At 33.0% G+C, this 13206-nt stretch carries 10 protein-coding genes; 5 read left to right on the forward strand and 5 right to left on the reverse strand.

The features are described 5' to 3' along the window. Positions 1-327 precede the first annotated feature (327 nt). A complete protein-coding gene (locus ACPWTF_RS13815; protein WP_427871602.1) occupies positions 328-1284 on the reverse strand; it encodes an MBL fold metallo-hydrolase in 957 nt (318 codons plus the stop codon). Between the two features lie 182 nt (positions 1285-1466). Here ACPWTF_RS13815 and amaB point away from each other — a divergent pair, with 182 nt between their 5' ends. From amaB to ACPWTF_RS13840, 5 genes are all read left to right on the forward strand, one after another. Continuing rightward, positions 1467-3020, forward strand: coding sequence for an L-piperidine-6-carboxylate dehydrogenase (amaB, locus tag ACPWTF_RS13820; protein ID WP_427871604.1), 1554 nt, complete (start codon positions 1467-1469; stop codon positions 3018-3020). A gap of 129 nt (positions 3021-3149) precedes the next feature. Then, entirely contained in the window at positions 3150-3962 is an 813-nt protein-coding gene (locus ACPWTF_RS13825) for a leucine-rich repeat domain-containing protein (RefSeq protein WP_427871606.1), read from the forward strand. 30 nt (positions 3963-3992) lie between these two features. After that, positions 3993-5036, forward strand: a complete 1044-nt coding sequence (locus ACPWTF_RS13830) for a hypothetical protein (protein ID WP_427871608.1) — start codon at positions 3993-3995, stop codon at positions 5034-5036. 96 nt (positions 5037-5132) lie between these two features. Then, entirely contained in the window at positions 5133-5606 is a 474-nt protein-coding gene (locus ACPWTF_RS13835; protein ID WP_427871610.1) for a LemA family protein, read from the forward strand. Further along, on the forward strand, positions 5575-5991 hold the full coding sequence (locus ACPWTF_RS13840) for a hypothetical protein (protein WP_427871612.1): 417 nt from the start codon (positions 5575-5577) through the stop codon (positions 5989-5991). Before ACPWTF_RS13835 ends, ACPWTF_RS13840 begins: the two co-directional genes overlap by 32 nt. 51 nt (positions 5992-6042) lie before the next feature. Here ACPWTF_RS13840 and ACPWTF_RS13845 read toward each other — a convergent pair whose 3' ends face one another. From ACPWTF_RS13845 to ACPWTF_RS13860, 4 genes are all read right to left on the reverse strand, one after another. After that, positions 6043-8802, reverse strand: a complete 2760-nt coding sequence (locus tag ACPWTF_RS13845) for a T9SS type A sorting domain-containing protein (RefSeq protein WP_427871614.1) — start codon at positions 8800-8802, stop codon at positions 6043-6045. Between the two features lie 568 nt (positions 8803-9370). Then, on the reverse strand, positions 9371-10141 hold the full coding sequence (locus tag ACPWTF_RS13850; protein WP_095929641.1) for a Bax inhibitor-1/YccA family protein: 771 nt from the start codon (positions 10139-10141) through the stop codon (positions 9371-9373). 164 nt (positions 10142-10305) lie between these two features. Beyond that, a complete protein-coding gene (locus ACPWTF_RS13855; protein WP_095929642.1) occupies positions 10306-11697 on the reverse strand; it encodes an NADH-quinone oxidoreductase subunit N in 1392 nt (463 codons plus the stop codon). 66 nt (positions 11698-11763) lie between these two features. Beyond that, a complete protein-coding gene (locus ACPWTF_RS13860) occupies positions 11764-13203 on the reverse strand; it encodes a complex I subunit 4 family protein (RefSeq protein WP_427871617.1) in 1440 nt (479 codons plus the stop codon). Between the last annotated feature and the right edge of the window lie 3 nt (positions 13204-13206).

A 13206-nucleotide genomic window follows, 5' to 3' on the forward strand; every position in this document is an offset into this window, starting at 1 on the left:
TATTGGTTTTTGTCGATTGTTATAAAATGAGATCAATTCAATATGATTGTCTGTAAGTTCATAATATAGAGTAATGTTTTTTGAAATAATTATACTTCGACATTTCAATTTCGTATCGTATTTTCCAAGCATAGGATTGTTTTGTAATAAAGTTATAATGTGTAAAACATCCTTAATGAATTTTTGAGCTATGTGTGGCGACTAAAATTGTTCAAGGTAATTTTGAATATTATCAAAGTTATATTGCGCTTTTTTAGACCAAATAATCTCCATTGTGAATTTGAATATTCGGCTAAAATATAGAAATAAACTTACAAAATAAACATTTTATAAACTAAAATTTTTCCCCTGCTCAGGATAAATAATCTTCAATCCTAAATTATTTTGAGTTTTTAACTGCTCTTTAATTTTTGCAATATTCTTTGCAGGAGGTTTCAAATGTGTAATAATGATTTTAAAGTTTTCCAGAGAACCTTTTCCTGCTAATTCCTCTAAAACATGAAGTTCCTTCATTAAATAATTCGGAGTCAAATGACCAAACAAAAATTTATCGGGCTGTTCATTTGGAAACGAAACTTCAATAAAAATTCCTTTCAATTGCTTGGCCTTAACCAATGGCGCAACAGTTGTCCACAAATCACGGAGATTATTGCTTTTTTCCACTTCGTCAGGCCCTGTATCACCTAAATACAAAGCATAATTATTGTCGTTTTTAATTAAGAAAGCGGTACTTTCAAACGGATTAACATGGCTTAAAGGAAATGCTTTAACCGTCATTTTAGCATTGGTCAAAAGAGTTTCTTTCGCCAAATCTAAAGTCTGAAAATGATATTTTTTGATATGAAAACCAGCACCTGCATCTCCAAAATTAGCCCAAGTCTGATCGTTGAAATAATGGTTTTCCATCATTTCCATGCATTTCTTTGTAGCATAAACCGTTTTCGAAGAATCGGCAGGAGAATTGATTATCAAACCTGACACATGATCTAAATGTGCATGAGAAATCAAATATCCTTTGATGTATTTTCGTAAAACTTCGCTTGTAGAAACTTTAAAAGTTTTATTTTCTATAGCTTTTTCGATTCCGGCGTTTACAGTTCCAGCATCAAGACAGATATAATCAGTTGTATTGGCTGGAGCGATTAAATAAGCCGAAAGATTTTTTTCGTCGATACCGCCCATTACTCCCAATGGAACTACAGAAAAAGAGGTTTTTTCCTTTTGAGAAAATATACTGGTCGTAACTAAAAGAAAACAAAGCAGAAGCCTATTGAAAAGGGTCATATTTTTTAATTTTTAAGTACTGCAAATTTCATTAAATAAATTCAATAATGAGGTTTCGGTTCTGTTAATACTATAAAATAAACTTAAATTTACTTTGATTTATGAATTAACTTCAACTGAAAATTAATTCTAAAATAATATCTTTACATAAAAATATAACAATTTTAACCAAAAAAGTTACAATGACAACAATAGCATCGCAATTTGGAATGAAGGAAGCTCTTGATAAATTGGGCATCAAGACAATAAATGAAGGAACATCAACAGGAATTAATAATTTTTCTTCTGGAGAAATCTTAGAAAGTTATTCGCCAGTTGATGGAAAATTAATTGCTTCGGTAAAAATGTCAACGGCAGCAGATTACGAAAAAACAATTCAAACTGCTGCAGAAGCTTTTAAAACTTTTAGATTAATTCCTGCTCCACAGCGTGGTGAAATTGTTCGTCAGTTTGGAGAAAAATTGAGACAAAATAAAGAAGCGCTTGGTAAATTGGTTTCTTATGAAATGGGGAAATCATTACAAGAAGGATATGGAGAAGTACAGGAAATGATTGATATCTGCGATTTTGCAGTAGGTTTATCTCGCCAGCTTCATGGGTTAACAATGCATTCTGAAAGACCTGGACACCGTATGTACGAACAATATCATCCGCTTGGAATTGTTGGAATTATTTCGGCATTTAATTTCCCAGTTGCAGTTTGGTCTTGGAACACAGCTTTAGCTTGGATTTCTGGAGATGTCTGCGTTTGGAAACCTTCTGAAAAAACACCTCTTTGCGGAATTGCGTGCCAAAATATAATTGCTCAAGTTATAAAAGAAAACAATCTTCCAGAAGGAATTTCGTGTTTAATAAATGGTGATTATAAAATAGGAGAGTTGTTGACTGTAGATACTCGAATTCCTCTTATTTCAGCTACAGGTTCTACCCGAATGGGGAAAATCGTAGCACAAACTGTTGCAGGAAGATTAGGAAAATCATTATTAGAATTAGGAGGAAATAATGCTATTATTGTTACTCCAGATGCAGATATTAAAATGACGGTTATTGGTGCTGTTTTTGGCGCTGTTGGAACTGCTGGACAACGTTGTACTTCAACTCGAAGACTGATTATTCATGAGAGTATTTATGATAAAGTAAAAGATGCTCTGGTTGCGGCCTATAAGCAGTTACGAATCGGAAATCCGCTTGACGAAAACAATCATGTTGGACCACTAATTGATACTCATGCTGTAGAAATGTATGCAGCGGCTTTGAATAAAGTTGTAGCCGAAGGCGGAAAAATCCTTGTAGAAGGAGGAGTGCTTTCTGGTCAAGGTTACGAGAGTGGCTGTTATGTAAAACCAGCCATTGCGGAAGCTGAAAATTCGTTTGAAATTGTACAGCATGAAACATTTGCTCCAGTTTTGTATTTAATTAAATATTCTGGAGAAGTAGAGAATGCCATCGAAATTCAAAATGGTGTTGCTCAAGGGTTATCTTCTGCAATTATGACGAATAATTTACGCGAAGCAGAAAGATTTTTATCTGCGACAGGTTCTGATTGCGGAATTGCAAACGTAAACATAGGAACTTCTGGTGCTGAAATCGGAGGTGCTTTTGGTGGTGAAAAAGAAACAGGAGGAGGGCGTGAGTCAGGATCTGATGCGTGGAAAATTTATATGAGACGTCAGACAAATACCATTAATTATACAACAAATCTTCCGTTAGCACAGGGAATTAAATTTGACTTGTAGGAAGGGAAGTTTAAAATAAATAAAACCGCTTTTTTCAGTATTTGAGAAAGGCGGTTTTTTAATGCTAAAAATTTGTAGTATTTTTACTTTTATTAGCCTAAACTTTCTATAAATTATAAGCAACCCAAAATGACTCTATTTTTTTTAGCCGGACTTACCCCTTTTGGATACGGATTTATTGGAGTACTTCTTTTATCGTTTTTATTGGCCTATTTTTGGTTGAAATCAAATGGGAAAGAGGATAAAATTGGCTGTTTTTCTATTGGAATTGGAGGAATAATTATTTGGTTTGTTTTGATGTTTCCAACTTTTATTTCCTTTTCGATTATTGAAAATGGAAACCTATGGGCTAAAATTGGAGTTGCTGTTTTTTGGGTCTTAATCTTGACGTTAGTTGTCTATTTTCGATTTGCAAAAAATACTTCCAGCGTGAAAAAAGTGATTTTTACCTTTTTTAAATACCTTCTTTATTTAATTTTTTTAGGTTTATTTCTGGTTCTGTTTTTCGGAATGGCATTTTATATTTACCAAAGACTTTTCACAAACGAAAAAAATCAAGATCCTGTTTGGGTTGCTTTTTTGTGCATCTTTTTTGTGGCAGCACTTATTCTAGCAGGATTTGGCCTTTTGAGTAAAAATAAAGAAGAGAAGAAAAGAGAAAAAACATCTTTCTATGATCTGGAGCAAGCGAAATTTAAACCAGAATTAGTACTAGAATTGGATTTGTCTAAGAACAAATTGACACTATTTCCTGAAGAGATTTTGAAGTTTAAAAATTTGAAGTTTCTTATTTTAAGTCATAACCAAATTACCGAAGTTCCAAATGAAATCAATAAATTGAGTAAATTGATTGGTTTGGATTTAAGTAATAATCCAATTTCAGATGAAGAAAGAAATAAAATCAGAAAATTAATTTCTACGGAAGTTGAGATCCTATTTTAAACCTTTAACAATATCATTATTTATCATTTTATGAATGATCTTTTCGAATTTTTAACTCAAAATAAAACAGATGCCGTAGAGGTTGTTTTTCTGATGCTTTTTAGTTTAGGAATTGCTTTGTTCCAGACGGTCATTTATTCAGGACTTTTTAATTTTAAATTTCCATCTTGGCTGTTTTTTGTTTTATCTCCCGTACTTGTCGGACTCAGTTTTTTAATTGATTCTTCGTATCCTTTGGCAGTTGTATTGCTATTGTTTTTGTCTGTTTTTTTATCGGCTTTTATTGGAATGATTGTTTCGGGAATTAGAAGCAGTAAAGAGGAAAGGATAGAAAGGGAAAAATTCAATCGAAAACATAATATTCAAAAAACACCATTGAGTAAAAAAATCCTTGGAATCGTTGTTTTGATCGGTATTATTTTATCTTTTATCTATTTGGCTGAAAATGGAAATTTGAAACTTCTTTTGCTTATTATTCCAGGTTTCATTATAGTTAGTTCTATATTTTTCCCAAGTAATAAAAGCAAATTTATGAGGCTGCAGTCTATTTTACCAACTTCAAAAATTGATGCAATAGCGATGGGTCAGGTAGAGATTGTAGGAGATTTAGAAGAAATCGAACCCATTATTTCCCCCTATTTTAATAAACCTTGTATTGGATATTATTATAAAATTGAAAAAGAAAGTCCTCGCGATGATGATGGAAGAACGACTTACAGCACTATTTTTTCAGAAATTAAAACAGGTAAATTTAAGATAAAAGACGAAACAGGCTCGGTAACAGTAGATGGGGAAGGATTAGAATATTATTTTAACAGAATAGATAATCAAGCGGGAGGAAAGACCAGGTATACCGAAACGTACTTAAAAAGCAATGATTATATGCTACTTATAGGTTACGCAGATTCAGACAATGGTACTACCATAATTAGAAAAGGAAGTCCAGATACTGTTTTTGGCATTGCTATGCCGAGAAGTATTTCATTCAGAAATAAATACAAACCTTTATTAGACTCTTTTTTGGTGACTTTGTTTTTCATTTCCCTTATACTCATTTATATCATTTTAAATTAAAAAAATATGACCGCTCAAAACATTGCCTTAATTGTTGGATTACTTCTCATACTTATATTTTTTAATGTACTTATCAGAATTTATAATAAGTTGGTTATGCTAAAGAATAATTATGAGAAAGCTTTTAGAAACATTGATGTTATTTTAATGCAGAGAGCTGATGAAGTTCCAGAATTGGTAAAAGTAGCTTCGAAATTTATGGAACATGAAACCGCAATGCTAACCAGTTTGACCAAATTAAGAACTGATTTTTTGAATTCAAAAACAGTTGATGAAAAAATAGAAAATGCCAATGAGTTTTCAAAAACCATGAAAAATCTATTTGCAGTTTCTGAAAATTATCCAGCTCTTTTATCCAACAATAATTTTCTAGAATTGCAGAAAAGAGTTTCTCAGATGGAAGATAAAATTGCAGACAGGAGAGAGTTTTTTAATGATAGTGTAAGTCTTTATAATGTTGGAATTCAGGAATTCCCTAATTTTATATTAGCCAAAATGATTGGTTATAGAACGCAAGGTTTATTTGAAGTTACACTCAATGAAAAGAAGTATGATGGGATTCAGTTTTAATACTTTTTTTGGTCATGAAACCCAGATTAACAATCTAGGGGACCAAGTTTTAATTTATGGTTTTGCAGGTATTATTTTTAGTATTGTTGCGCTGTTATTTATTTCAATAGTGATTAGAAAACTGGGCCTTAAAAGTTTCAATAGCTATTTTATTAATCCGCTTATGTTATCTTTAGGATTAACATTACTTGTTGCTATTTTGCCAACAATTGTCTTTTATGTTGTGGCTTCAGATATTTCTGGTGTAAAAATTATGTACAGTTGGATCACCATTTTTATTGGAATGTTGTTTTTTGTTGGTTTTAATCTCGAAACAATCAAAAAATGTTTGAATGAATTTGGAAAAGTTACAGAACAAGAGGAGTTTAGAAATCGAAGAAGATAATGATAATAAAGTTAAAAAGGCTTCCAGATTTGGAAGCCTTTTTAAGTTAAGTTATTTTTTAATTAATGTTTGGTTAAATGATCCATCAACAGTAGAGATTTTAGCTAGATAAGTTCCCGGAATTAAACCGCTTGTATCAATACTTTCAGAGTTTCCAGAATTAACTACAAGGTTTCCAGAAATATTGTAAATAAGTACTTTTTGTACTTTCTGTTCTGGATCTGATAAGTATAATGTACTTGAAACAGGATTAGGATATAAAATTATTTTTGCTGATTCTGGAGTTGTAGTTTCGGCTACTGCGGCCATTTTTAAAGTCGCTCCGCTGTAAACTGTACTGATATAGAATAAATTGGCAACAGAGCCTTTTGTTATAGTATGAGAACCAGCAGCAATTGAAGCCGTTACGATACCAGCCGATGCTGTATAAGAAACATTATCTACTTTAATCGTTCCAGTAAAGCTTGAATCGAAAACCAAAGTTAAAGTTGATGCACTAGTTGTTGTATACGTTATTGATGTACTAGATTCTATCTTTAAACGCTCTGTCAATGTTAATCCGTTATAGGTCACAGATCCAGGAGTTGAATTCATGTTTCCTGTAATAGAGTAGAACGTACTTGTTTTTCCAGAAGTTGTAAAGTTATGAAGCTCAGATCCGCCAGTTGAGCCTGTTGTAACCGTTATCGTTCCTGATGCCGTTACAGGTGTTCCTGCAGTGCCTGATGTTGTTACAGAATAAGATACATTTGCTGTTGGTGTTCCTGTAATAGTTATAGTTTTTGCTGTTGTATTTTTTACAAAAGACAATCCGGAAGCAGGTAATCCAGTTACAGTTGCATCTGTAGCGTTTCCGCCCCAAGTAAATACAATCGAAGCAATAGCAGTTCCAGAAGAAACCGTTTGGCTGTTGTTGCCAGATGAAGTTAATGTTTGTGTTCCAGCTGCAGTTACTGTTACAGTTCCAGAACCAGTGGCTGGGGAACCACTAGTTCCAGAAGTTGCAATGGAATACGAAACTGTTGCAGTTGGCGTACCCGTGATAGTTATAGTTTTAGCTGTAGAATTTTTTACAAAAGATAATCCAGAAGCAGGCAATCCTGTTACTGTTGCATCAGTTGCATCTCCACCCCATGTAAATACGATTGAAGAGATTGCAGTACCACTTGCAACTGTTTGATTGCTGTTTGATGCAGAAGTCAAAGTTAAGGTTTGCGTTCCAGCAGGTGGATTTCCTTCTCCTTGTACAGCTACTAAAGTTCCCGTATAGTTTGTAAGAGCTGTTTTTAATGCAGTTATTACTAATGAAGAAGTATCATCTGTTGCATTATTAAATGTCCATTTTAAATCTCCTCCAGAAACACGTCCAGCATATTGAGTCGTTTTTGTTTTCGCCGCAGCTGGAGTATCGATTACTAGATTTTTTACATACAAATTAGCATCTGTATCGAAGTTGTTGTAGACATTGGCACCCGATTTAGATTTTACTGTACTGCTTACCGTTTCTCCTCTTGTTGCAGCTACAAAAGCATCAAAATCTGTTGTAGAGCTTATTTTTCCTGAGATATTGTATAGCGGGTTTGGATCGTTGTAAGCTACGAAACGCATATTGTTTGTTCCGTTAGAAGCGTCAAAAGTATTGTTGAAAGCTTTAATGCTTCCTCCTGCTTCACCAGAGAATGTTCCCATTGTTCCAGCATTATTCACTTGGTTTGCTTCATCCCAAATATCAGAACCTTGAAGTGAAGTTAGCATTGGGTGCTTACTATTTCTAAAATAATTTCCTTCAATAAAAAGTGAAGATCCTAAAGTTGATCCTGCTCCATATTTAGAAACACCATCGTAATAGTTGTTATAAATATGTGCTGAATAATAACGCACACGAGGATGACGTGAATCGGAGTGGTCAAACCAATTGTGGTGATACGTGATATAAAGTCCAGAAGTTGTTCCTTCGCTTAAACCTAAAAGACTTGCTTTTCCATTATCCCAAAAGTGGTTGTACGATAATGTGATATAAGTTGAAGTTTTATTGTCAAGTGCACCATCACCTTTTATTTGGTCAGCATCACTACCTGCATTTCCGTAGAATAAATCACAGTTATGAACCCAAACGTGGTCATTGTCCTGCTGCATTCCTACGTTATCACCAGCAGTACTATTGCAGTTCATAAATCCAAGATTGCTTACCTCGATGTTTGAAGCCGACTTTAGTCTAACTCCCCATCCATTTGCTACAGCATCGTCTCCAATACCTTCAAAGGTAACATAACTCGAAGCATTGTTTGCGTTTTCAATAACAACATCGCCACCTTCCATAACCGTCATATCAGTGATATTTCCGATTAAACGGATAATAAACGGACGTGTATCTTTTCCTTTCTTGATAGCGTAAAGAATATTCTGTAAACCAATACAAGGGTTTGAACTTGCACCAGTAATATTCATTGAAATAGTGTTTTTAGTATTTTGGGTAATGTACAGAATTACCGCATTGTCTTTAGGAGTTCCGTCTGCTTTGTATCCTCCTGGAACACGACCGCCATCAAAAGCAAATCCGTTTCTGTCGTGTGCAGTTACAGTTAGATTTCCTGTTGTGGCTCCAGTTCCTTCTGTGCCATTTATAACAGGTTTTACTTTTACAGTGTAAGTTCCGGCTTTAAGTCCCGGAATGTCAGCGCGGAAATAAGAACCATAGCTTCTAATAAGCTGGTCGTCTATTTTTTGGTCTGTAAATCCATTGCCACTGTAATAGACATTGTAGGTCTGAGCACCACTGACTGGCTGCCATTTTACAAAAGCAGTTTCCAACCAGCCAGAAGCTTCATTAATTTGGATAGTTTGGGCATAATTGAACTGTCATGAGAAAGACAGCCACGAAAAGTAGGTTTTTTTTCATAAGGTTTGTTTAAGATAGTTAATAAAATAAGTAAGTGGTTTTTACTTTCGATTTCAAGTGGTTTAATTGTAATCGATTACACAAAATTATATATTAATTTTTAATACGATAATTTTTTTACTAAAAAAAAGTGGATACTTGAATTATTTAGCTTTTAAAATATTAAAAATGTAATAAATTGCATTAATTGTAATTTATTACATGTCGTAAGAAAAATACGGAAAGCCGTATCTTTCTCTTTTTTTTGTAATTTTAAACCTTAAACAAAAAGAAGAAAAAGGATCTGTAATTTTTTTTTATTACATAAATTACATTTCAAATTTTTGTAGGAAATGGACTCTTTTTGTGTTTTGAATAGGAGATTATTCTTAGAAGATTTAGCTAGAATATTGAATTGGCATTCAAATTTTAGTCTATTAGAAACAAAAAAAAGCCCTTTTGATTTTACTCAAAAGGGCCTGAATTAATATTTTTGGACAATTAGTCTTTACTAGAAAGTTTTGATAAAAGTCTTAAGAATTCAATATACAACCAAACCAATGTGATCATTAATCCCATTGCTCCAAACCATTCCATATATTTTGGCATTTTTTCTCTTGCACCTTTTTCAATTAAATCAAAATCTAAGAAAAGGTTAAGAGCCGCTATAATGATAACAAAAACACTGATACCAATACTCATCATAGAATTTCCATAATGAACAGGTGTCCAGCTTGTAAACATTGATACAACCCAAGAAATTAAATAATAAGTTGCAATTGCTAACGTTGCAGCAACCACAACAGATTTGAATTGTTCTGTAACTTTTACGATTCTAAATTTGTACAAACCAAGGCAAACCAAGAAAGTAACAAGAGTTGCACCAACTGCATTGATTACGATTCCTGGAAATTTTAATTCAAATATCGCAGAAATACCACCTATGAACAATCCTTCGAATAAAGCATATCCTGGCGCTAGGTAAGGAGATAGCTGTGGTTTGAATGAAGAAACTAGAACTAAAATAAAACCAATAATTGCACCTCCAATTGTTGGTAACATCGGATTCATTCCATTAAAAGCCATCCACCATGTTACCATAGCAGCTCCGCATAAAATTAGAAATAAGATTGCTGTTTTGTTAATTGTTCCAGACACCGTCATTTCTTGATTGTAATCAATAATCTGAGCTTGGTGTACTTCTGTTCTTGATTCAGTATTAGACGAAAAACGCTTACTGTTTAAAAATGGATTTTTTGAATTAAAGTTCATATTGTAATGCATTTAATTGAATTCAAATATATGGAGATTTTTTGATGTGCACTTGCATAGAAGAATTTTTTAACATGAATTTCTGTTCTTTATTTAAGACATAAAAAAAAATCCATTAAAACTAATTTAATGGATTTTGAATATTTTAATTTAAAGAAATTATCTTATTTCAATAAGTCTAAAACTAATGATGGAAATAAACCTAAAGCAATATTTAAAACAATTGACACTACAGCTGTAGCATAAATAAGGAATGGTCTTCCTGTTCTTTCTTGATTAGGTTCTTTAGAATACATTGCAATGATCAGTTTGAAATAATATCCAACACTAATGATAGAATTGATTACCGCAACGATTACTAAACCAATATATCCTGCTTGAATTGTTTGATTGAATAAGAACAACTTAGCAAAGAATCCAGAGAAAATAGGAATTCCAGCCATTGATAATAATGAAGCCGTTAAAACTGCAGCCAATAGCGGATTTGTTTTTCCTAAACCGTGGAAGTTTGTAATATCTTCATTATCTTGATCTCTGCATACATATAAAATCACACTGAAAGCTGCGATTCCCGCTAATGCATAAGCAGCAGTGTAGTACAATAAAACTCCAGCTGATGCTGAAACAGTTAACAATGTCATTAACATGAAACCTGCGTGAGAGATTCCAGAGAAAGCAAGCATACGTTTTACGTTTACTTGTCTAAGTGCCATAATATTACCAACAGACATTGAAGCAATAGAAATAATAACCACTATAACTTCAAAAGTATGTAATAGATCTTGATTTTCTAATGAAGAAATAAAGTTCATTCCAGCAATCAGTTTAAATAAAGTTGCTATTGCTACTACTTTTGCTAATGTACTCATTAAAGCAGTTGTTAGTGCAGGAGAACCTTCATAAACATCTGGAGCCCAGAAATGGAAAGGAACAGCAGCTACTTTAAATAACATTCCAACAACCATTAAAATCATTCCGATTGGAAACCAGATTGGTAACTCTGCAGACAAAGCACTTTCGTGAATTTCGCTGATATCAAAGCTTCCCATAGCGCCGTAGATCAAGCAGATTCCAAATAATATAATTCCTGATGCGAAAGATCCCATTAAGAAATACTTCATACCTGCTTCGTTACTTTTGATATTCAAACGATCACTTGCAGCAAGTACATATAATGCAATAGATAAGATTTCAATTCCTAAAAAGAACATCGCTAAGTTTCCAAAAGAAACCATTGCTACAGCTCCAGCTAATAAGAATACTTTAATTGCAACGAAATCTGAAATTTTCGTTGGGTGATTTTGGTAAAAATTGTGACTTAACGCTACAAGGAAAATCGTCAAAACGATAAACAATGATGAAAAAGCTGTAGAAAACTTACTCACTGCTATCATATTGTTGTAATAACTTTGTTCTGTTCCAAATTCACAATAATTAAGTGCCAATACACCTATTAAACCCAAAATGGTAATAGGAATTATGGCCTTTCTTAAATTAAGAATTTCAAACAATAGGCAGAAAATACCCAATCCTGTTATAGCTATTAATGTATTCATTTTTATCTTTTTGATTTAGGATTTCAATTTTTAAGTGGAATCCTAATTTATTTTTTGTTTAAAATATTAGTTCTTATTGATAACTTGTAAAATAGTTTCCAAGCTAGGTGTAATCAAATCTGTGATTGGTTTTGGATAGAAACCAAAGAATAATAAAACTGCAATGATTACCGCAAATGAAACTCCTTCGTTAAGCGTAACATCAGAAAAAGTTTTAGAATTAGTTTCACCTAACATAACATGCTGGAACATTCTTAACATATAGTAGGCTCCTAAAATGATAGTTGTTCCGCCAAGAATAGCAAACCAAATATTGATTTGAGATAAACTGTACAATACTGTAAACTCTCCAACAAAGTTAAATGTGCTTGGTAATGCAACAGAAGCTAATACTAAGATTAAAAACATTGATGTGAATTTTGGAGACTGAGTACGGATTCCGCCCATTTCTTCAATTTCTCTAGTTTCATATCTTCTGAAAATTACTTCAGCAGCAAAGAATAATCCAACTACAACAAAACCGTGAGCAATCATTTGCAAAACAGCTCCTCTTAAACCATCAAGAGTTAAGGTGTACGATCCCGCAGCAATTAAACCAACGTGAGCAAGAGAAGAATAAGCCAATAATTTTTTCAAATCTTTTTGTCTCAAGGCAACGATTGATCCGTAGATTACGCCAGCAATTCCTAAAGCAATAAAAATATTCATGTATTCTTTTGCAGCTAAAGGCGCAATTGGCAATTGCCAACGTAGTACGCTGTATAATCCCATTTTAAGCATGATACCAGATAAAAGCATTGTTCCAACAGTTGGTGCTTTTTGGTATACATTTGCTTGCCAAGTATGGAAAGGGATAATTGGAATTTTGATAGCATAAGCTAAGAAAAAAGCCAAGAAAATCCAGAATTGCTCGCAAGCAGATAAGTTTACTTTATATAAATCTTCGATTAAGAAAGAACCTGCTTTTTGATATAAATAAATAAATGCAGTTAACATGAATAACGAACCAGCAAGTGTGTAAATAAAGAATTTAACCACTGCTTTTCTGCGTTCTTCAGCGTCGCCATTACCCCAGATTAATGCAATAAAGTAAATTGGAATAAGTGCTAATTCCCAGAAAATATAATATAAAAGACCATCAGCTGCTAAGAAAGTTCCAACCATAGCAAATGCCATAAATAAGATTAGAGCATAAAAGCCTTTTGCATTTTTATATTCATTTCCGAAAGAAGAAAATATGATTATCGGAGTTAAAGCTGCGGTTAATAAAACCATTGCAAGCCCAAGTCCATCACCGTTTAAAGCGAATGAAATTTTTGGCTGATTAATCCAGCTGTTGATTAGGCCGATATTTTCGCCAGCGTTATAATTATTCAATAATACAATTGAACATCCTAAAGCAGCTAAACTAAAAAGTAAAGCAACTTTTGAAGCTAGTTTGTCACCAGAAAAGTAAGTGGCAAATGCACCAATTAAAAGTATAATTAATATAGTAGAAACGTTCATAGT

The organism is Flavobacterium sp. MMS24-S5 (assembly GCF_050320125.1).
Taxonomy (GTDB): Bacteria; Bacteroidota; Bacteroidia; order Flavobacteriales; family Flavobacteriaceae; genus Flavobacterium; species Flavobacterium tyrosinilyticum.